Source organism: Crossiella cryophila (genome assembly GCF_014204915.1).
Classification (GTDB): Bacteria; Actinomycetota; Actinomycetes; order Mycobacteriales; family Pseudonocardiaceae; genus Crossiella; species Crossiella cryophila.
Genome location: NZ_JACHMH010000001.1, coordinates 2,374,188 through 2,393,875, shown reverse-complemented (window position 1 = coordinate 2,393,875; position 19,688 = coordinate 2,374,188). Strand labels below are relative to the sequence as shown.

Genomic DNA, 19,688 nt, shown 5'->3' with positions numbered 1-19,688 from the left:
CGTTACTGGGAGGTTCCATGTCGAAAAACGTGAAGTCGCTGTTCATCGGCGCGTTCATGCTCATCGTCGGCCTGATTCTGGCCTTCACCACCAAGGGGATCGAGACGCCGATCATCTCGCTGGACAAGGTGGGCGTCGTGCTCGCCATCCTCGGCGGTATCGAACTGGTCATCACCGGCGCAATGATGATCTTTCCGTCGAAGAAGGACGCCGGCCGCGCCTGAGCCAGCCGATCCTGAACAACACGTTGCGGCCGGGAAAACTCTCCCCCCAGGGGGTTTTCCCGGCCGTCGCACGTTTCGGGCATATCACGATTACCAATGTTGTTTCATCCGATCGGGTTGTTCCGCGCCGGTCCTCGGTTACCATTGTTCCGCTGGCCTGTGGTTGCTCCGGCGCGCTCGATGAGTTCTGGGGTTGATGCCTCGCGCGAGGCTCCTCATCGATGCTTCTTACCGCCGCACCACCGGGTCTGGAACTGTGATGACCATCCCTGGAGGCGGCCATGGCCGATGCCATCTACTTTCCCGGACTTGTTCCGACCACGTTCCCTGCCATCGCGAGTTTCCTGCAGGAGAACGAGTACGCGCAGGCGCGGTTACGAGCCGCGGACGAAGTGCTCGGCTACTCGTTGATCAAGGCATACGAACACGCCGAGATCTACGACTGGGAGGTCTACGAGGCCGGGTACATGGCGCTGACACTGGCGCTGGCCGACTGGGCCGACGATCACCTCGACCTGTCCCCGGTGGTCTTCGGCGGGCAGAGCTTCGGCGCCATCATCGGCTCGGTCTACGCGGGCGTGCTGTCCTATGCGGACGGTCTGACCCTGGTGCGGGAGAGCGCGAAGGTGGAACTCGACTACTTCGCCGGCCTGGCCGAACCGCTGGGCTGCTTCTTCTTCTACCGCCTGGACGGCCCGGCGGTGGACCGCCTCGTCGCGCGGTGCCGGGCCGAGGGCCGCAACGTGGAGGCATCGGTCTACCTCGACAACTCCGTGCACGCGGTCTCCGGTGTGATGGCCGACCTGGAGTACTTCCGCGAACTCGTCCGCGAGGAGGGCGGGTTCCCGTTCTACCTGATGAACCGGGCCGAGCACTGCACCATGGTGGCCGGGCTGCGCCAGCGGCTGGAGACCGAGGTCTACAGCAAGCTGGACTGGCGGCCTGCCAGGGTGCCGATGCTCTCCGACGTCACCGGTGAACTGATCACCGATCCGCAGGCGATCATGACCGACCTGCTGGACGGCTGGGTCACCCCGGTGCGCTGGGCCACCGTGGTGGAGGGGATCCGGCGCAGCCGGGCCGAGCAGGCCTACATCATCGGCCCGCGCAACATGTTCTCCCGGCTCACCGGCAACACGGTGCCGACCGCGGTGGTCACGCCGAAGGCCGTTGAGGACTACCGGGTCAAGGGTTTCGCCGGCCCGCACGGCCGGGTGCTGCCCGTGCCGGCGAGTGCCTGAACCGGAGGTCGAGATGAGCCAGCGCAGCGAGGCGGTCCGGGACGAGTTCCGCCGATTACGTCGCCGGGTGGTGGTCACCGGCTGGGGCGCGGTCACTCCACTCGGGGTAGGGGTCGCCGACACCTGGGCGGCGATGTTGGCAGGACGCAGCGGGATCCGCCAGTTGTCCGCGATCGACTCCGGTGACCTGGGCAGTCACATCGGGGGCGAGATCCACGACTGGGATCCGGAAGCACACCTGCCGCGCAAGATCAGCAGGCGCACGGACAGCTTCGCCCAGTACGCGCTGGCCGCGGCCGCGGAGGCGGTCGAGACCGCGAAACTGATCATCGGACCGGAGCTGGCACCGCGCACGGGCGTGCTGGTGGGCAGCGGCTACGGACCGGTGAACTACAACAGCAAACTGCCGGACCTGTTGCGGGACAAGGGTCCACGCGGAATCAGCCCGCTCTCCCAGGTGACTGGGGCGATGGACAGCGCGGCGGTGGAGATCAGCCTGCTCTTCGGCACCACCGGTCCGTGCCGCTCGCTGAGCACGGCCTGCGCCACCGGCACCGACTCCATCGGCGAGGCGGCCCGGCTGATCCAGTACGGCGCGGTGGACGTGGCCATCGCCGGTGGCGCGGACAACTGCATCAGCCGGGCCGACCTGGCGGGCTGCGGCAACGCCCGCGCGCTGTCCACCCGCAACGAACAGCCGGAGCTGGCCTCCCGGCCCTTCGACGAGGACCGGGACGGCTTCGTGATGAGTTCCGGCGCGGGCGTGGTGGTGCTGGAGGCTGCCGAGCACGCGATCGAGCGTGGCGCGCCGATCCTGGCCGAGGTGGCCGGGTTCGGCGCCACCTCGGACGCGCACCACTGGACCGCCCCGCACCCGGAGGGCACCGGGGCGAAGGCGGCCATGCGGGAGGCGCTGCGGGACGCCGGCGTGGCGCCCGCGGAGATCGACTACATCAACGCGCACGGCACCAGCACCCCGCTGGGCGATGCCAGGGAGGTGCGCTCGATCCGCGAGGTGCTGGGCGAGCGGGCCACCCGGATCCCGGTCAGCTCCACCAAGTCGATGACCGGGCACATGATCGGCGCGGGCGGCGCGGTCGAGTTGATCGTGTGCGGACTGGCCATCCGGGACGGCATCGTCCCGCCCACGATCAACTGCGACCGGCCACTGGATCCGGAGATGAACTTCGTCGCGCACACCGCGCAGCGGCACGACATCCGGATCGCGATGAACAACTCCTTCGGCTTCGGCGGGCACAACGCCGTGCTGGTGCTGCGCCGCTGGGAGCAGTGAGCCCCCGTCCGTGCCCGGTGTGCGCTCCCGGGCACGGACGTGGTCAGCGCGCGGTCCAGAGGCGGCAGTGGTGCTGGGCGCCCGCGTTGACCGATCCGGTGTCCCTCGGGCTGAAGGACTGCGCGTTGACGCCGTCGAAGCGCGGCCAGCCCGGCGCACCGGCCAGGTTGGGATCGCCGTGCCGGGCGAACTGCGCCCAGTGCCGGATCAGGTCGCCTGCCAGGCCGAGCCTGCCCGGCTCCGCCGGGGCGTCCCAGAACAGGTACTGGAGTTCGGAGCCGTGGTACGCGCCGAGCGGGAAGTCCGCTGGCGCCTGGTAGCCGAGGTTGGGCGCGTCCCGGTCGGCGAAGACGTAGGTGTAGACCGGGGCCTGGCCGCGGTTGAACGCCTGCGCGTCGGCCAGCGTCGGGCAGGCCCAGCCGGCGTCGGTGCTCACCGCGGACCAGGCCAGCGCCGAGGTGTACTTGTCCGAGCCGGTCAGCGGGTAGGCCGCGCCGATCTCCTTGGCCCGCGGCCCGAAGCTGTCCCGCATCAGGTGCTCGTAGTCGTAGCTGGCCCCGCCGACCAGCGCGCTGCCGGTGTGCAGCCGCAGCTCGTCCCTGGTGAAGCCCATGATCATCGGCACCTGGTGCGCGCGGCCGGCGTGCAGCACCGCGGCCGGGTCCTCCGGCAGCAGATCGGTGTGGAACCCGGCCTGGGAGAAGTGGTTGATCAGCCCGGTGTCCAGCCACCGCTGCGCGTCCACCCGGCGCAGGCAGGCCAGATCAGGGCAGTTCAGCGTGCTCGCCGCGTCCACACCCAGTGCTTCGAGCTGGGCCCTGGGCACGAGCAGCCGGTACTCGCCGGAGCCGGGGAAGGTGCCGTTGCGCGGCAGGTGCACCGAGCAGGAGCCGCTCTGCACGATGGCCCGGTCGATCAGCGGTTTGGTGGCGGGCACGGTGAGCAGCGCGCAGATGCTGAACGCGCCCGCGGACTCGCCGAGCAGGGTCACGTTGCCGGGGTCGCCGCCGAAGCCACCGATGTTGCGCCGCACCCACTGCAGCGCGGCCACCTGGTCCTGCAGGCCGAACGCGCCACCGGCGGCGCCGAGTTCGGGGTGGGCCAGGAAACCGAAGGCGCCCAACCGGTAGTTGACCGTCACCACCACCACATCGCCCTGCGCGGCCAGCCGTTGCGCGTGGTAGGAGGAACCCGCGCCCCAGATGAACCCGCCGCCGTGCACCCACACCAGCACCGGCTTGCGGCCGATCTGCCCGGCCGGGGCGGTGACGTTGAGGTAGAGGCAGTCCTCGGCCGCGGTGGCCGGGCCCTCCCCGCTGGCGGTCTGCGCGCACCGCGGACCGGGCGCAACGGCCGGCCGCACCCCGCGCCAGGATCGGACCGGGCGGGGTGCGGCCCAGCGCAGCTCGCCAACGGGCGGCTCGGCGAACGGAATCCCCTGGTACTCCCGCACCTGGCCGCCGGCCAGTCCCCGCACCAGCCCAGCCTCGGTGCGTGCGACCAGCGGTTCGGCCGCGGTGGCTGGCAGCCCTGCCGCCACCGCGATCAGCGCCAGCATCAGCGGGAACAGTCGTCTCAACCAGCCGGACATCGTCAGCCTCTCAGGTCATCCGCCTCCGCAGCACCGTCCATTGTGGAGGGTGGAAGCAGGCGTCCGCCGCACGAGCGGATCCGCCAGGGGAGGGGGTGGGTGTGCCCCGAATAGTGCTGACTCAGCCGGGTCAGGCCACCGGATCAGGCCGGATTCGAGTCGAAGGTTGCCGGAATGTGCCCGGAAGTCCCTGTACTCGCAGCCACAAGATTCACACCCAGGAACAGCTTCTCCATCTTCTGGGTGATCCACTGTCCGGCGGTGCCGTTCTCCGCGGGCGCGTCGTGGTTGGGCTGGTAGAAGAACGGGACGGAGAGCCGGGAGGATGTGTTGCCCTGCAACGGGTTCACCACCCGGTGCAGGGTGGACCGCCACGCGCCGCCGGTCCACAACGCCATCAGGTCGCCGATGTTGACCACGAAGCTGCCCGGGATCGCCCGCACGTCCACCCACTGTTGCCCTTGCCACACCTGGAGACCGCCGAGGTCGTCCTCCTGGTACAACACGGTCAGGCAGCCGAAGTCGGTGTGCGCGCCGCGCCGGAGCTGACCGGGCAGCGGCGGGGTGAGCTGCGGGTAGTAGTAGTTGGCCACCAGCGCGGAGACGTGCCGGTCGAAGCGCTCGTCGAAGTGCCCCTCCTCGAATCCCAGTGCCAGCGCGGACAATCGCAGCAACTCGGCGGCCAGTCCGGACAGCGCGGTCAGGTACTCATGCCAGGTTTCCTTGAAGTCACTGGGATCACGCGGCCAGGTGTTGGCCTGCTTCCAGCTCGCCCGGTAGTCGCCGAGCTGTTCCCGTTCGGACTCGGGCAGCTCGCCGGTGACGTGCGCGGTGAAGGACTCGCACAGGTCCGGTGGGCTCTCCAGGTCCATGCTGCGCGCGGTGGTGCCGCCGGCGGACCGGAAGGACGGCAGGTCCTTTTCCCTCTCCGGCAGGCGGAAGAAGGCGTTGGTCACCGCGATCATGCGGTCGATCAGCTCCTTCGGCACGTCGTGGCCGACGATGACGTAGAACCCCGAGGTCGCGCAGGCCGCGCCGATCTCCTTGGCCAGCAAGGCTTTTCCGGCCGCGGTGTGCCGCGCCGCGAGGTCGATGACCGGGATGTGGTTCATGCGGGTCGTCCTTCCAGGTTGACGAACAGGTGCAGCAGCGCGGCGAGCAGCAGCACGCCGAGGCAGGCGGTGAGCGCGCCCGCGCTGATGCCGAGGGTGTTGAGCAGCGCGGTGCCCAGGGCCGCGCCGAGCTGCTGACCGGCGTGGTAGGTGGCCGAGGCGGCGCCGAGGTCGGCGGGCGCCGCACCCGCGGTGGCCAGCATCGCGGTCGGCGGCAGCACGCAGCCAAGGCCGAGACCGGTGAGCACCATGGCGGGCACCAGGTACAGCGGCAGGATGTCGGTGCTGTCCGGGGTGAGCCGGGTCAGCACGAACATCCCGGCCGCCGCGGCCAGCAGTCCGCCCTGGATCAGCAGCGCGGGCCGGACCCGCCCGTGCAGCCGCCCGGCGATGAAGGTGGACCCGGCCAGCGCGGCCAGCGCGTTGACGATCAGCGTCAGCCCGGCCCGCACCGGCGAGTACCCCAGCACGGTCTGCGTGTAGTAGGTCATGAACAGGAAGAACCCGAACATCCCCAGGAACATCAGGGTGATCGCCAGGAACGCGCCGCCACGCTCCCGGTGCCAGAGCAATCGCCGCTGTGCCAACACGAACGCCACCAGCAGGACCACCCCACCGGCCAGCAACCCGAGCACCACCGGCGATCCCCAGCCCCGGGACTCTGCCTCCGCGCAGCCGTAGACCACCCCGGTGAACCCGCCGGTGCCCAGCAGCGCGGTGGTCAGGTCCAGCCGACCGCCGCGCACCGGCAGGCTTCGCGGCACGAACACCGTGCCCAGCAGGGCCAGCAGCGCGACCGGGATGTTGATGTAGAGGCACCAGCGCCAGCTCGCGTACTCGGTCAGCAGGCCGCCCGCGATCAGCCCGACCGCCGACCCGGCCGCGCCCACCGCCGCGAACACCCCGAAGGCCCGCCCGCGCTCCCGGCCCTCGGTGAAGGTCTCGGCCAGCAACGCCAGTCCCGCGGGCGCCAGCAGTGCCGCGAACACCCCTTGCAAGGCCCGCGCCGCGAACAACGTGCCCGGCACCTCGGCCATCCCACCCAGCGCGGAGGCCGCCGCGAACCCGGTCAGCCCGAGTGCGAAGGCCCGCCGGTGGCCGAGCGCGCCGCTGATCCGGCCGCCGACCAACAGCAACCCGCCGAAGGCCAGCGCGTAGGCGGTGATCGCCCAATGCCTGCTGCCATCGGACATCCCGAGTGCCTGCTGCGCCGAGGGCAGCGCGATGTTCACGATCGTCCCGTCCAGCACCACCAGCAGCTGGGCCGCGCTCACCACCGGCAAGGTCCACCACCGGCGGGTGCCACCGAGAGGTTCCGCCGTCCTGATTTCCATGCACCGCAACGTATTCCGGTTGCCCGAGGCGTCACATGAACCGGCAACCCGGGCAACTCGGTTGCCCGGCGCGGGCAACCCGGCTGAACCACCCGGGGATCGGGGCGCCCGCGAGCACGCCAGGTTCGCCCCCGGAAGTAGGTGGTCTAGTCCACCGAGGTTTGGTCGAATGGAGGGGCGCACCAGGCGCGATGGGTAGATCGTGCGCGGAGTGTCCTTGCCGCCGGGGCCAGCCGCGGGATGAGGGGTTGGTTATGGGTGGCATGTCACGACTGCTGGGACTGGCGACCGCGGTGCTGTGCGCCGCTTCGGTGCTCGCCGCGCCGGTGAGCGCGGCCCCCGCGAGCGCACAGGCGGAGACCTGCGCGGTGAAGTCCAAGCCCGCGGGCAAGGTCCTGCACGGGTACTGGGAGAACTGGGACGGTGCGGTCAACGGCGTGCACCCGCCGTTCGGCTGGACGCCGATCACCGATCCGCGGATCAGGGAGCACGGCTACAACGTGATCAACGCGGCCTTCCCGGTGATCCGCTCGGACGGCACCGTGCTGTGGGAGGACGGGATGGACGCGACCGTCAAGGTCGCCACCCCGGCGGAGATGTGCGCGGCCAAGGCGGCCGGGCTGACCATCCTGATGTCCATCGGCGGCGCGACCGCCGGCATCGATCTCAGCTCCCGCGCGGTGGCCGACAAGTTCGTCGCGACCGTGGTGCCGATCCTGAAGAAGTACAACTTCGACGGCATCGACATCGACATCGAGACCGGCCTGGTGGGCAGCGGCAACATCAACCAGCCCTCCACCTCGCAGGCCAACCTGATCCGGATCATCGACGGCGTGCTGGCCGCGATGCCGTCGAACTTCGGCCTCACCATGGCCCCGGAGACCGCCTACGTCACCGGCGGCAGCGTGGCCTACGGCTCGATCTGGGGCGCCTACCTGCCGATCGTGAAGAAGTACGCGGACAACGGCAGGCTGTGGTGGCTGAACATGCAGTACTACAACGGCAGCATGTACGGCTGCGCCGGCGATTCCTACCAGGCGGGCACGGTGCTGGGCTTCACCAAGCAGACCGACTGCCTGGACAAGGGCCTGGTCATCCAGGGCACCACCATCCGGGTGCCCTACGACAAGCAGGTGCCCGGTCTGCCGGCCCAGCCGGGCGCGGGCGGCGGGTACATGTCCACCGCGCTGGTCGGCCAGGCCTGGCGCACCTACACCAACCGGTTGAAGGGCCTGATGACCTGGTCGATCAACTGGGACGGCTCGAAGAACTGGACCTTCGGCAACAACGTGAAGTCCCTGCAGGGCCGGTGAAGCCACGGAGGGCCGCGTCTGCCAACGCGGCCCTCCCCTCTCCGGCTCACCTCTTCCGCAGCCTGCCCCACGGCTTGTACACCGAGATCACCGTGGCGAACAGCAGCGCGGTGGTGGACACGATCGGCGGGTAGATCAGATCCCCCGGCCCCCGCGGTCCGACCTGGCCCGCGGCCAGCTGGCGGCCGTACTCGGCGGCCTCGGTGACCCCGGACCGCAGCGCGAAGGCCACCAGCGCCAGCAGCGCGAGGTTGAGCACCAGCTTCACCGTCACCCACCAGTACCGGACCAGCCCGTACTTGCTGCCCAGCCCCAGCACCACGCCGCTGACCAGGCACAGCACCGCCAGGCTCAGCATCGGCCAGACCAGCAGCTCCAGCGCCTGGTAGCAGAGCGCGGCCAGGGCGACCTCCGAGGTGCCCGCCGCGGTGAACACCAGCACCGCGAGCACCACGTCGAGGCCGATCCAGCCGCCCGCGCCGACCAGGTGCGCCACCAGCACGGCCTTGCGGGTCCGCCGCGGCAGCAGCTTCTCCCGCCCGGCGCCACGCACCGGCGTGTTCCTCGGCCTGATCGCTTCCTGGGTGGTCATCGGTGCTCCCTCGCCCGCCTGGTGTGGTCAGCGACCATGCTCGGCGGGCGCGGCCTCCCGGTCGTCCGTTGAGGCGGTGAACCCGGCTACGCAGATCTGCGTAGCCCCGGCTCAACGGCCCCGGCACAGCCTGGGCAGCCAGTACCGGAAGTAGTCGCACAGGTCGAAGACGGGCGGCGGCGGCTGGGCCGAGGGCGGTGCGGCGGGTGGTGGCGGCGGTGGCGCGGGCGGCGGGCTGGGGCGGACCGGCGTGGGCCTGGCCGGGCGGGCCACCGGCCTGGGCACCCGGGTGGCCGAGTTGACCACCGGCGGCGGTTCGGGCGGGACGGCGTAGACCGGCTCCGGGGCCTGGGTCAGCCGGACCGGCACGACCAGGATCGGGCTGGCGATCAGCGGCGGAGCTGGTTCGGCAGGCCGGTCGAACAGCACCGCGCCGCCGGTGGCGGTGAGCACGCCGAGCAGGCCGAGCAGCAGGAGTCGTGTGCGACGGTGGGCGGTTTCTCGCACGGGGCACCCCCGAGAGTGGGTTTGTCCCGGTTAACGGGGGTGCCGTCGGATCGGTTCAGCGCACTCAGGGGCGCCAACGACGAACGGCCCGGCCGCGTGACCTGAGTCACACAACCGGGCCGTTGGCCGGAAATAGCGTAGGCCGGTGGTCGATGGCCGTGGGCCAGACCCCTGGGGGTTAGGCCCGCCCACGACGATCCCGCCCGGCCTACGGTTGTCACTGTAAACACATCTGGGGCTCCGTGGGGGAAATCTGTCCGATTGACACCCCTGGTTCAAGGAATTCCCTAGAGAATCGGCTCAGGTGAGGGTGCGTCCCTCGGTCTCCGGCAGCGGCAGCGCGAGCAGCACGGTGGCCACCAGGAAGGCGTTGATGACGAGCATGATCACAGCGAAACCGCTGGCCTGACCCAGTAGCAGCCCGATCGCGGCCGGCGCGGCGGTGCTCGCGATGAGCTGCATGGCCACCGAGTAGGCGGCCCCGGTGCCCCGGCTGGCGGTCGGGTAGAACTCGCCGTTCCAGGTGTTCCACACGCCCCAGGCGCCCAGGCTGAAGAAGGCCAGGGTGAAGTTGCCGAGGTAGAGCTGGGTCAGCGAGTCGGCCGTGCCGAACAGGAACCCGCCCGCACAGGCGGCCAGCACGTACAGCAGGAAGACCTTCTTCCGGCCGAACCGCGCGGTCAGCACCGAGGCGCTGAGGTAGCCGGGGATCATCATCAGTGCGCTCAGCGCGGCGAAGGCCAGCGAGGCGTCCAGGGTCAGCCCCTGCTGGGCCAGCAGCGTCGGCAGCCAGTTCTGCAGCCCCCAGTAACCCCAGCTGAAGACGAAGTTGACCAGCAGCGCCGGGATCGCGATCCGGGCCAGCCCACCCCGGAACAGCTCCAGCGGGTTGCCGATCCGCCCACCGCTGCCGGTGAGCGTGGCCTCGGCGTCCGGACTGGCCAGCCCGCGCAACACCACCCGCGCCTCCTCCTGGCGGCCCTTGGCGACCAGCCAGTACGGCGACTCCGGCACCACCGCCCGCAGCACGAACGCCCAGCCACCGGCCGCCGCCCCGGCGAGCATGATCTGCCAGCTCCAGTCCCTGATCACACTGGAGGCCCCGATCGCGCAGAGCAGCCCGATCGGCCACCCCATGGACAGGTACACCGCGGCCCGCCCGCGAACCCGGGTCGGCACCAGTTCGAGGAAGTACGGGAACGTGATCGTGTACACCCCGGCCAGCGCGAACCCGGAGACCACCCGCAGCGCGATCAGCACGGTGGCGTCCGGCGCGAACGCCGAGGCGATGGCCAGCACGCTGTAGGCCACCATCGACCAGAAGCACGCCGGCCGCCGCCCGATCCGGTCCGCCACCGGCCCCCACAACAGGGCTCCCGGGATCATCCCGAAGGACAACGCCGACAACACCAGCCCCACCGTCGCCGCGTCGATCCCCAGCGAGGCGGCCAGATCCGCCTGCACGTAGACCAGCGCGACCAGCTCCCACGAGTCGATCACGAACGCGGTGAACAGGGCCAACCCGATCAACCAGTGCCGCCGGGTGAAGGGCATGCGATCGAACGCGGCGCCAACGGGCAGCGTCCGGGGTACGGCGGCGGTCATGAATCTCCTCGGAAGTCGCCAAGAGTCCCCGAAAGATAGTGCTCCGTACCCAACCGATCACTGTGCGCCATGCCCAGGGCGTCCCCGACCGTCAGGCAGGCCGCCCAGCCACCCACCCGGGTAGACCTCTTGCCCCTGGTCAGCCCCACCGCTTACCGTTCGTGCTTCACGTTCCAGGGGGGAACTTCCACATGCGTCGTACTCACGCGCTCGTCTTCGTGCTGCTCGCCGCCGTCCTATCCGGCACCGCCTGCACCACCCCACCACCGGCCCCGGCGCCCACCGGCCTCGCCGAGTCCCCGATACTCCGGCTGGCCCGCGCGGTGCCCACCGCAGCGGATATGGCGAAGGCCGGCTACCGGGAAGACGTCGTTTTCCAGCCGTTCATCGAGTCGGAGAACCGCAAGAACGCCCTGGTCCACTCCTGTGATCGCACCCAGGCAGACCAGCGCATCGACCACATCGCCAGGGTCGAGTGGCAGGCGACCGATCCCGAGTCAAAGATCATCGTGCTGGAACAGTTCGTCGTGCACCACCGCGACGGCCGGGCGGCCGAGGCCATCGCCCAGGCGAAGCAGCAGCTCGGCTGCGGCGCCTATCGGGACTCCCAGCTGACCTTCACCATCACCGGGGAAGTGCGGTTGCCCGCGCTGCCCGGTGTGGACGCGCAGCACGCGGCGTGCGGGTGGCAGGAGGAACAGGGCTTCGGTTCCTGCCTGCTGCTGACGGCCAAGGGGGACATCGCGGTCGCCACGGCGCTGCGCAGCCGGTCGGAGCAGGCGGTGCACAAAGAACTGAACCGGATGGCGCCGGTGGTCGCGGCCGCCATCGCCAGGGTCTGAACCGCCCCGGACCTGTCCGGAAGTTGCCGCGCTCGGCCCGTTCGGGTGCTTGTCGCCCCCGGGTCCAGCGGGTGTGATCAACGTCATGACGGTGACGGATCGGGCAGGGGTGGTCGCGCCGGATCCGGTGCGGGCGTGGACGGTCACCGGGATGCTGGTGATCTTCATCGTCATCAACTGGGCGGACAAGTCCATCCTGGGCCTGGCGGCCGAGCCGTTGATGGCGGAGCTGCGGATCTCCCCAGCCGAGCTGGGCTTCATCGGCAGCTCGTTCTTCCTCCTGTTCAGCGTGACCGGGGTGCTGGTCGGGTTCCTGGCCGACCGGGTGCGGGCGCAGTGGGTGCTGATCGGGCTGGCCATCGCCTGGTCGCTGACCCAGCTGCCGGTGCTGCTCTCGGCCACCGGTACCTCGCTGCTGATCAGCCGGATCGCCCTGGGCGCGGCCGAGGGCCCGGCCACCGCGATGGCCGCGGCGAGCGCGTTCACCTGGTTCCCCAAGGAGAAGCGGGCGCTGCCCGGGGCGTGGATCACTGCCGGGTCCTCGATCGCCAAGATCGCGGTGGCGCCGGTGCTGACCTTCATCATCGTCGGCTACGGCTGGCGGGCGGCGTTCGTGACGCTGATCCTGCTGGGCGTGGTCTGGTCAGTGGCCTGGTTCTTCGTCGGCGGGGACGGACCGCTGCGGGTGGAGGGCAGGCGGAAGGTGGTGCCGTTCCGCCGGATCGGCCTCTCCCGCACCTTCATCGGCTGCGTGCTGGCCGCCTTCCCGATGTACGCCCTGGTCTCCATGCTGCTCACCTGGCTGCCCTCCTACCTGGAGAAGGCACTCGGCTTCAGCCGCGTCCAGGCGGGCGTGATGTTCGGCCTGCCCAGCATCTCCTCGATCATCGTCATGGTCGGCATCTCCGCGATCAGCGACCGCCTGCTCAGCCGCGGCGCCTCCAGCCGCCTCACCCGCGGCATCTTCAGCGCCGTCGGCCTGCTCGTCGGCGGCGGCCTGCTGATGCTGGTCCCGTTGCTGGACAACAGATATCTCGCCCTCACCGTGGTGGTCCTCGGCTACGGCATCGGGGTGGCCGTCTTCCCACTGGCCACCGCGGCCGTCTCACACATCGCCCCGGCAGGCCAACAGGCCAGCACAGTCGGCTTCCTGGTCGCCGTCTACAGCCTCGCCGGCCTGCTCGGGCCCTGGCTGACCGGCGTGCTGGTGGGCGCGGCGGAATCGCCCGCGGCCGGGTTCAGCCAGGCGTTCCAGCTCTTCGGCGGCTGCGCGGTGCTCGGCGGGGTGGCGGCCTGGCTGCTGATCCAGCCGGACCGGGACGCCGCCGCCATCGCGCGCTGAGTTTCACCGGCGTTCAACCCCCGGCCACCCACGTAGCGAAGCCATCCCGCTTCCGTAACCCCCGTCCCCCACCCCCCGCGCGCCTGCCACCGTTGGCCAGCCGAGCTGCCGAGGGGGCGGGCATGGCCGGATTCTTCGGCACCGTGTTGGGGATGCTGGATCTGCTGGGTGGCGCGCTCACCAGTGAGACCGGGTTGTGGGTGCTGGTCGCCGGGTTGACCGTGGTGGTGGTCTGGCTGGTGGTGGACCGGTACCTGTTCGAGCGGAACCGGCTGGCCTGGCGGGTGGTGTTCGACTCCGGGCTGAACCTGAGCCTGCCGGGGGAGTTCGGCGAGCTGGAGCACTTCTTCCTCGGGCGCAAGGTGGATCAGCCGAGCATGGTGATCCTGGCCATCCGCAACTCCGGCAGCACCGATGTGGCCGAGCCGGAGTACGTCAACCGGTTGCGCTTCACCTTCGGCGCGCGCGAGGTGGTGGCGGTCAAGGTCTCCGAGGCATCCGATGACATCAAGGAGCGGTTCAGCACCGAGCTGGAGCACGCCGGCAACGAGGTCACCCTGCCCAAGGTGCACCTGAACCGGCGGGAGCGGTTCAAGTTCGCGGTGCTGCTCTCCGGCACCGAGAAGGGCGTGCGGCAGAGCCGGGGGCAGTTGCACGGCGGGCTGATCCAGGACGAGGCGGCGCAGCGGCGGGTGACCCGGCAGCGGGTGTTGCGCTGGGTGGCGGGCGCGCTGACGCCGATGGTGCTGGTGGTGCTGATCGTCTCCACCAGGACGGCGCCGGAGGACTGCGGGGGCGACGGGCAGGTCCGGGTGATCGGGTCCACCGCGTTCGCGCCGATCGCCGAGGAGATCACCAAGGGCCACCTGGCCGACTGCGCCGGCACCGAGATCAAGTTGGAGCCCAACAGCAGCCTGGAGGGCCTGCAACAGCTCCAGGCGGCCGGGCCGACCGAGCGGCTGGCCACCATCTCCGACGGGCACGCCGGGGACGTGGCGCCCGAGCTGAAGCCGAAACCGCTGGCCGCCATCGTGTTCAGCGTGGTGGTCAACGAGGAGGTGTCCAAACAGGGCATCACCGACCTGACCCTGGACCAGCTGCGCAAGATCTACTCCGGCGAGTTCACCAACTGGGGCCAGGTCAGGGCCGGGGTCAGCCTGCCGATCCGGATCGTCAGCCGCACCGGCTCCTCCGGCAGCCGCACCACCTTCGAGAAGTACGTGCTGGGCTTCCCCGAGGACCGCCTCTCCCCCAGCCTGACCTCCCAGTTCTGCGAGACCAACGACCGCAACCCCGGCGTGCCCTGGACCCGCTGCGAACGCGCCCGCACCAGCGAACTGCTGGACCGGGTGAACGCGGTGGACGGCGCGATCGGCTACGCCGAGGCCCAGACCGCCGCGGACCGGGCGAAGTACCCGAAGCTGGTCCGGGTCCGGCTGGGCGGCAAGGAGCCGATCTACGAGCACATCGACCCGAAGCAGGACACCAGCTACCCGTTCTGGACGGTGGAGTACCTCTACACCAACGGCACCCCGGCCAGCTCCTCCATCCTCGGCCACCTGCTCCGGCACCTCGGCTCGGATTCGGCTCGGGAGAAGCTGCGCGCGGCCAGCTACCTGCCGTGTGCCAAGGGCGAGGACTCGGTGCTGGAGCTGTGCCGCAACCCACGCTGATGGCCTAGTTATACTCGGCCAATCATGCAGATCAGCGCGGGTGGCGACCCATTGTGAGCACGCACGGCAACGAGGTGCTGGCCGAGATCGCCGAGGCGGTCCGGCTTCAGGAAGGGCCCGCCGGGGTGCGGGCCGTGGTCCGCGCGTTCCGGCAGATCGGACCCGCCTCCACCAGGGATGTGAGCAGGCATACCGGGTTGCCGGTGCCGATCGTGGCCGCGGTGGGCAATGAGCTGCGGCGGCACGGGTTGCTGGGCGAGCAGCGGCCGTCCCGGCTGACCGAGGACGGGCTGGAGCTGATCGCGCACCTCGGGCTCGGGCTGGACCTGGACACCGACTGCTCGCGCTGCGGCGGGCTGGAGATCCCGATCCCGCGGGCGTTGCAGGAGGCCGTCGAGCAGTTGCGGCGGATCTCCGCGGCCGGGCCGGGGGCGGATCTGGCGCTGGACCAGTCGCACTGCACCGCCGAGACCAAGGTGCGCCGGGTGCTGGCGCTGATCAGGGCGGGAGTGCTGCCCGGGTCCTCAGTGCTGCTGGTCGGTGACGACGACCAGATCTCCATCGCGATCGCGGTGGTCGAGCAGGCGCTGGGTGTCTCGCTGGTGTCCCGGCTGGCGGTCGCGGACATCTCCGACGAGGTGCTCGACTTCATCGCCGACACCGCCTCCACCATGGACTTCCGGGTCGACCTGGCAAAGCACGACCTGCGGGAGCCACTGCCGCAGCGGCTGGCCGGGCAGTTCGACGCGGCCATGACCGACCCGCCCTACACCGCCGAGGGCGCGCGACTGTTCCTGTCCAGGGCGGTCGAGGGGCTGCGGCCGGGGCCCGCGCAGAGCATCTTCTTCTCCTTCGGCGCCAAGGGGCCGGATGAGATGCTGGCGGTGCAGAAGGAGATCCTCGGGCTGAACCTGGTCACGCACAGCCTGATCCGCAACTTCAACGAGTACCAGGGCAGCGGCATCCTGGGCGGCACCGGCTTCTTCCAGCACCTGCTGACCACCGAGGGCACCGCCTCGGCCGTGTCCGGGGCCTACCAGGGTCCGCTGTACACCAGGGAGAAGCGCAGCAGGCAGCGCGAGTACGAGTGCGGCAACTGCGCGGCGAAGTTCCCGGTCGGCGCGGGCGCGGAGTGGAACTCGGTGGCCGACCTGCGTGCCGCGGGCTGCCCGAAGTGCGGCAAGGGACCGTTCCGGCCGCTCCAGCTCATCGGAGAGAGTTCGTGACCGATTTCCAGGTGCGGCCCGCGGTCGAGTCCGATCTGCGCAGGCTGGCCGAGTTCGAGGCGGAGATCGCCCGGATCTCCTTCCAGGACGACGCGATCGACGACCTGGACGTGCAGGAGAAGCGGATGGCCAAGGCGATGGCCAAGTCCGCCGAGGGCATGTTCGTGGCCTGCCGGGGTGACGAGCCCGCGGCGGGCTGGCTGTGGATCACGGTCAACACCAACCCGATGAGCGGGCAGCGCTACGCCAACTTCCGCTCGCTGGCCGTCGCCGAGATCCCCGAGCGCACCCAGGTCGGTGAGCTGCTGCTGCAGGCCGGGCTGGACCACGTGGACGCGCACGGCGTCACCGAGGTGGTGGGCAAGGTGTTCTCGGGCAACCTGCCGATGCGGGTGCTCTACCGCCAGTTCGGGTTCGAGGCCGCGCACCTGACCATGAAGCTCGACCGGCGGAAGCGGTAGATGAGCGTCAAGTGCGTGGTGTGGGACCTCGACGGCACGCTCTGGGACGGCATCGCCGTCGAGCAGACCACCGAGACCCTGCCCGCACCCCGGCCCGCGGTGCTGGCGCTGATCGACGAACTCGCCGCGCGCGGGGTCATGAGCAGCATCGCCAGCCGCACCGATCCCTCCATCCTGGACCTGCTGCTGGCGGATGAGCCGCTGGCCGAGCGGTTCGTCGCGCCGCAGGCGGACTGGCAGGACAAGAGCGTGGCGCTGCGCCGGATCAGCGCCGAGCTGGGCATCGGGCTGGCCGCGCTGGCCTTCGTGGACGACAACCCGTTCGAGCGGGCCGAGGTGGCCGCGGCCCTGCCCGAGGTGCTGGTGCTGGCCCCGGAGCAGGCGGCCGGGCTGCTGGACTCGCCCGAGCTGGACCCGGCGGCGCTGACCCCGGAGGCCCGCGGCCGGGTCAGCCGCTACCGCGAGGAGGCCCGGCGCAAGGACGCCGAGACCGCCTTCACCGGCTCGCGGGCGGAATTCCTGCGCTGGTGCGGGATGCGGCTCACGCTGTGCCCGGCCACCGCGGCCGATGTGCCGCGGCTGGTCGAGCTGGCCCGGCGCACGCACCGGATGAACACCACTGGCGATGTGCCGCCGGTCGAGGAAGTACTGACCAGGCTGACTGACCCGGACGGGTGGTTCTTGCCGGTGGCGGAACTCTCGGACCGGTTCGGCGGCTACGGGCTGATCGGCGCGGCGGTGATCGAGAAGGCCGCGGCGGGCGAGCGGGATCCGGTGACCTGGCGGGTGCGGTTGCTCGCGTTGTCCTGCCGGGTGGCCGGGCGAGGCGTCGCACCCGCGTTCCTGCGCTGGGTGATGGACCGGGCGCTGGCCGAGGGCGCGCGGGAACTGCACGTGCCGGTGCGGCCGACCGGGGCGAACGTGGAGCTGCGGGTGCTGTTCCGGCAGTGCGGGCTGCGCGTCACCGGCCCGCAGCCCGCGGACCTGGCGATCCTGGGCCGCAGGCTGGACGAGGGCGTGCTGCCCGACTACCCCGAGTACCTGGAACTGGAGACCACGACATGAGCGTCGAGGCGGAGATCCGCGGTCTGCTGGCCGAGGCCGTCGAACTGGACCGCGCGGCGATCGACGCGCTGCCCGCGGACACCGGCCTGTTCGCGCCGGAGATCGGCCTGACCTCGCTGGCCGGGCTGAAGTTGCTCAGCGCGATCCAGCAGCGGTTCGGCGTGGATGTGGCGGATGAGGACATGAACCTGGACTCGTTGGAGTCCATCGCCAGCCTGGCCGCGTTTGTCGGCACGAGAACCCGCCGATGACGCGGACAGCGCCACCGGCGGGACTCGGGCATCAGTAGGTACGCCGGGCACCGTCACGGGGCCCGGTGAGTGGACAGTCTCAATACCTGTCTTGGTAACGATCGTCGCTGTTGTCAAATCGATCGTCGACCTGACGGCCGCCGCTCGATGGTCCGGACAGCTCTCGCTGAAGGGCCTCGAGGTCGGTGGTCGGCGAGCTGTACTTGATCTCGCGTGCGACCTTCGCCTGCTTGGCCTTAGCTCGGCCGCGCCCCATGGCTCGACCCCCTCGTACCCGGGGCAGGGCGGTCGGCCGATAGCCGACGGGCCCCGCTCGTCTCAGTATTTGTCCTGGCCGCAGCATACCTGGTGCGCAGAGCGGAGCAAGCACACATACCCCGCGATCATGTCGCGGCGCGGCCTGGTAAAACATGCCGATTGAGGGTCAGCCGGCCGGCTGGCGCGATCTTGCCGTGATCACGACCCAGGGCCAGGTCATCAGCGCCCAAGCCCCGCTGAGCAGGGCGTATCCCAGGAACAGGTACCACGGCCAGCCGCCCATCTGATCCAGCAACGTGCCTACCGGGGGCTTCTCGCTGAGGAAGCCGTAATTGGTTCCGGCCAGTGGATTGAAGACGGACATCACCACGGCCCAGGTCGCGGTGACCACCAGGGTGAGCCGGTAGCTCCACCAGTCAGGGCGCAGCCGCAGGCCCCAGATCAGGAAGACCGCCGCCCACACCTCGAAGATGTGCTGGCTGAAGAACATCAGGAAGCCGAAGTCGGGGAAGTCAGGGCCGCGCAGCACCGGGGTGACCAGGGCCTGCACGGTGAGGGTGAGGTTCCAGTAGTAGGTCAGCGCCAGCGCCCAGCGGGCGTGCGTCCACAGCGCGATCACCGCGGCGATCCAGGCCAGGTCGGAGAGCTGGAAGGGCAGTGAGTGGCCGATGCCGAACTCCGAGGGCAGCAGCACGTAGAGCTGCATCGGCAGGTGGAAGACCAGCAGCAGCACGGCCAGGATCCGGCTGCCGCGCAGCCGGGCGGACTCGGTGGCCAGGCCGCGGCCGAACACCACCAGCGCCGCGGCGCCGAGCGCGAACACCGCGAGCGCACCCCAGTGCGAGGGACCGAATGGGGTGAAATCGGCGGCCAGGACCGTCACCCGGCCGAGGTTAGCCCGAGCCGGTCAGCCGGGGTGCCGGAACGCACCTGTTCGGCCCAATGTGCCCGGTTTGCCTGGGTTGTGGCACAGCGTGCGCGTACGGTCACCGACCGTGGACAGCTGGGTGGCGGTGGCCGGGTTGTTGTTCTTCGTGGTCGGCGTGGCAGGCGCGCTGCTGCCGAGCGTGTCGGTGCTGCGGCACCAGCTGCGCACCCGCCGCCGCGGCCGCTCGCCAGTGCGCGAGCTGGCCGAGGGCGTGGCCGCCGGGCTGCGCAGGGAACCCGCGCCCGCGCAGCCGAGCGAGCCGGACCCGGACCCGGGGCCGGAACCGGACCCGGCGGCCGGGGTGCGGCGGCCCGAGGCGGACTTCACCGCGCGGCAGTTGCAGCTCTACGCCGACTACCACGAGACCGCGCTGACCGAGAGTTCGCTGAGCTTCCGGCTGGCCGCCGGGGCGGCCGGGGTCGGGTTCATGGTGATCCTGGCCTCGGTGGGGCTGCTGGTGTTCCAGGGCGGGGACGCCGCGTGGCTGGGCACGGCCAGCGGGGTGGTGTGCGAGGCGGTGGCCGCGCTGTTCCTGAGCGAGGCCCGCTCCACCAGGGAACGCGCGGCCCGGATGTTCGACCTGTTGAACGCCGAGGTGGTGCGCAGCGCGCACACCATGCGCGCGGTGGAGATGGCCACGGCGCTGCGCGATGACCGGGAGCGGGAGCAGCTGCTGGCCGCGATCGCGTTGAAGCTGATGGACGCCGCGCCCCTGCCGCAGACCCCGGCGCCCGCGGAGGAACCGGCGGCTCCGTGACCCTTTCGGCGGCTGGGCCGTAACCACTGAGCGTGTCCGCTCGACAACGATAGGTATGCCGAGTTGGCGAGG

Annotated in this window: 20 protein-coding genes; 12 read left to right on the top strand and 8 right to left on the bottom strand. The window is 70.5% G+C overall.

Annotation, left to right across the window (positions count from 1 at the left end; translation table 11 throughout):
- The first annotated feature begins 17 nt into the window (after positions 1-17).
- The 3 genes from HNR67_RS11150 (at position 18) to fabF (ending at position 2,759) form a co-directional block, all read left to right on the top strand.
- On the top strand, positions 18-224 hold the full coding sequence (locus HNR67_RS11150; protein WP_185001963.1) for a DUF5708 family protein: 207 nt from the start codon (positions 18-20) through the stop codon (positions 222-224).
- A gap of 281 nt (positions 225-505) precedes the next feature.
- Positions 506-1,465, top strand: coding sequence for an ACP S-malonyltransferase (locus HNR67_RS11145; protein ID WP_185001962.1), 960 nt, complete (start codon positions 506-508; stop codon positions 1,463-1,465).
- Between the two features lie 13 nt (positions 1,466-1,478).
- A complete protein-coding gene (fabF, locus tag HNR67_RS11140) occupies positions 1,479-2,759 on the top strand; it encodes a beta-ketoacyl-ACP synthase II (protein WP_185001961.1) in 1,281 nt (426 codons plus the stop codon).
- Between the two features lie 43 nt (positions 2,760-2,802).
- Here fabF and HNR67_RS11135 read toward each other — a convergent pair whose 3' ends face one another.
- The 3 genes from HNR67_RS11135 to HNR67_RS11125 all read right to left on the bottom strand — a co-directional run bounded on the left by HNR67_RS11135 (position 2,803) and on the right by HNR67_RS11125 (position 6,796).
- Positions 2,803-4,350: a carboxylesterase/lipase family protein gene (locus HNR67_RS11135; RefSeq protein WP_246492497.1), complete on the bottom strand. Its 1,548-nt coding sequence runs from the start codon at positions 4,348-4,350 to the stop codon at positions 2,803-2,805.
- Positions 4,351-4,493: 143 nt separating this feature from the next.
- Complete coding sequence (locus HNR67_RS11130; RefSeq protein ID WP_185001960.1) at positions 4,494-5,462, bottom strand: isopenicillin N synthase family dioxygenase; 969 nt, start codon at positions 5,460-5,462, stop codon at positions 4,494-4,496.
- Entirely contained in the window at positions 5,459-6,796 is a 1,338-nt protein-coding gene (locus tag HNR67_RS11125; protein WP_185001959.1) for an MFS transporter, read from the bottom strand. The genes HNR67_RS11130 and HNR67_RS11125 overlap by 4 nt, the downstream gene beginning before the upstream one ends.
- A gap of 263 nt (positions 6,797-7,059) precedes the next feature.
- On the opposite strand from HNR67_RS11125, the gene HNR67_RS11120 reads away from it, so the two are divergent.
- On the top strand, positions 7,060-8,109 hold the full coding sequence (locus HNR67_RS11120) for a chitinase (RefSeq protein ID WP_407645125.1): 1,050 nt from the start codon (positions 7,060-7,062) through the stop codon (positions 8,107-8,109).
- A 46-nt stretch (positions 8,110-8,155) separates the two neighbouring features.
- Here the strand turns inward: HNR67_RS11120 and HNR67_RS11115 are convergent, their stop codons facing one another.
- The 3 genes from HNR67_RS11115 to HNR67_RS11105 all read right to left on the bottom strand — a co-directional run bounded on the left by HNR67_RS11115 (position 8,156) and on the right by HNR67_RS11105 (position 10,813).
- Positions 8,156-8,701 carry a hypothetical protein gene (locus tag HNR67_RS11115; RefSeq protein ID WP_185001957.1) on the bottom strand — a complete coding sequence of 182 codons (546 nt, stop codon included), beginning with the start codon at positions 8,699-8,701 and terminating at the stop codon, positions 8,156-8,158.
- 111 nt (positions 8,702-8,812) lie between these two features.
- A complete protein-coding gene (locus HNR67_RS11110; protein WP_185001956.1) occupies positions 8,813-9,208 on the bottom strand; it encodes a hypothetical protein in 396 nt (131 codons plus the stop codon).
- Between the two features lie 300 nt (positions 9,209-9,508).
- Complete coding sequence (locus HNR67_RS11105) at positions 9,509-10,813, bottom strand: MFS transporter (RefSeq protein WP_185001955.1); 1,305 nt, start codon at positions 10,811-10,813, stop codon at positions 9,509-9,511.
- Between the two features lie 191 nt (positions 10,814-11,004).
- Between HNR67_RS11105 and HNR67_RS11100 the strand changes: the two genes are divergently transcribed.
- The 7 genes from HNR67_RS11100 (at position 11,005) to HNR67_RS11070 (ending at position 17,673) form a co-directional block, all read left to right on the top strand.
- Positions 11,005-11,655, top strand: coding sequence for a hypothetical protein (locus HNR67_RS11100; RefSeq protein WP_185001954.1), 651 nt, complete (start codon positions 11,005-11,007; stop codon positions 11,653-11,655).
- An 85-nt stretch (positions 11,656-11,740) separates the two neighbouring features.
- Positions 11,741-12,997, top strand: coding sequence for an MFS transporter (locus HNR67_RS11095; RefSeq protein ID WP_185001953.1), 1,257 nt, complete (start codon positions 11,741-11,743; stop codon positions 12,995-12,997).
- Between the two features lie 122 nt (positions 12,998-13,119).
- Positions 13,120-14,670: a substrate-binding domain-containing protein gene (locus HNR67_RS11090; protein WP_185001952.1), complete on the top strand. Its 1,551-nt coding sequence runs from the start codon at positions 13,120-13,122 to the stop codon at positions 14,668-14,670.
- Positions 14,671-14,723: 53 nt separating this feature from the next.
- Complete coding sequence (locus HNR67_RS11085; RefSeq protein ID WP_185001951.1) at positions 14,724-15,896, top strand: bis-aminopropyl spermidine synthase family protein; 1,173 nt, start codon at positions 14,724-14,726, stop codon at positions 15,894-15,896.
- Positions 15,893-16,357, top strand: coding sequence for a GNAT family N-acetyltransferase (locus tag HNR67_RS11080; RefSeq protein WP_221489846.1), 465 nt, complete (start codon positions 15,893-15,895; stop codon positions 16,355-16,357). Before HNR67_RS11085 ends, HNR67_RS11080 begins: the two co-directional genes overlap by 4 nt.
- Entirely contained in the window at positions 16,358-17,422 is a 1,065-nt protein-coding gene (locus HNR67_RS11075) for an HAD-IIIC family phosphatase (protein WP_185001950.1), read from the top strand. It abuts the gene before it with no gap.
- Positions 17,419-17,673, top strand: coding sequence for an acyl carrier protein (locus HNR67_RS11070; protein WP_185001949.1), 255 nt, complete (start codon positions 17,419-17,421; stop codon positions 17,671-17,673). The genes HNR67_RS11075 and HNR67_RS11070 overlap by 4 nt, the downstream gene beginning before the upstream one ends.
- Positions 17,674-17,752: 79 nt before the next feature.
- Here the strand turns inward: HNR67_RS11070 and HNR67_RS11065 are convergent, their stop codons facing one another.
- Both HNR67_RS11065 and HNR67_RS11060 read right to left on the bottom strand, forming a co-directional pair.
- A complete protein-coding gene (locus HNR67_RS11065) occupies positions 17,753-17,929 on the bottom strand; it encodes a DUF3073 domain-containing protein (RefSeq protein ID WP_185001948.1) in 177 nt (58 codons plus the stop codon).
- 168 nt (positions 17,930-18,097) lie between these two features.
- The gene (locus HNR67_RS11060) at positions 18,098-18,814 is read right to left on the bottom strand and encodes a YwaF family protein (RefSeq protein WP_185001947.1); all 717 of its coding nucleotides are present in this window, start codon (positions 18,812-18,814) and stop codon (positions 18,098-18,100) included.
- Between the two features lie 112 nt (positions 18,815-18,926).
- On the opposite strand from HNR67_RS11060, the gene HNR67_RS11055 reads away from it, so the two are divergent.
- A complete protein-coding gene (locus HNR67_RS11055; protein ID WP_185001946.1) occupies positions 18,927-19,616 on the top strand; it encodes a TRADD-N-associated membrane domain-containing protein in 690 nt (229 codons plus the stop codon).
- Positions 19,617-19,688: the final 72 nt, after the last annotated feature.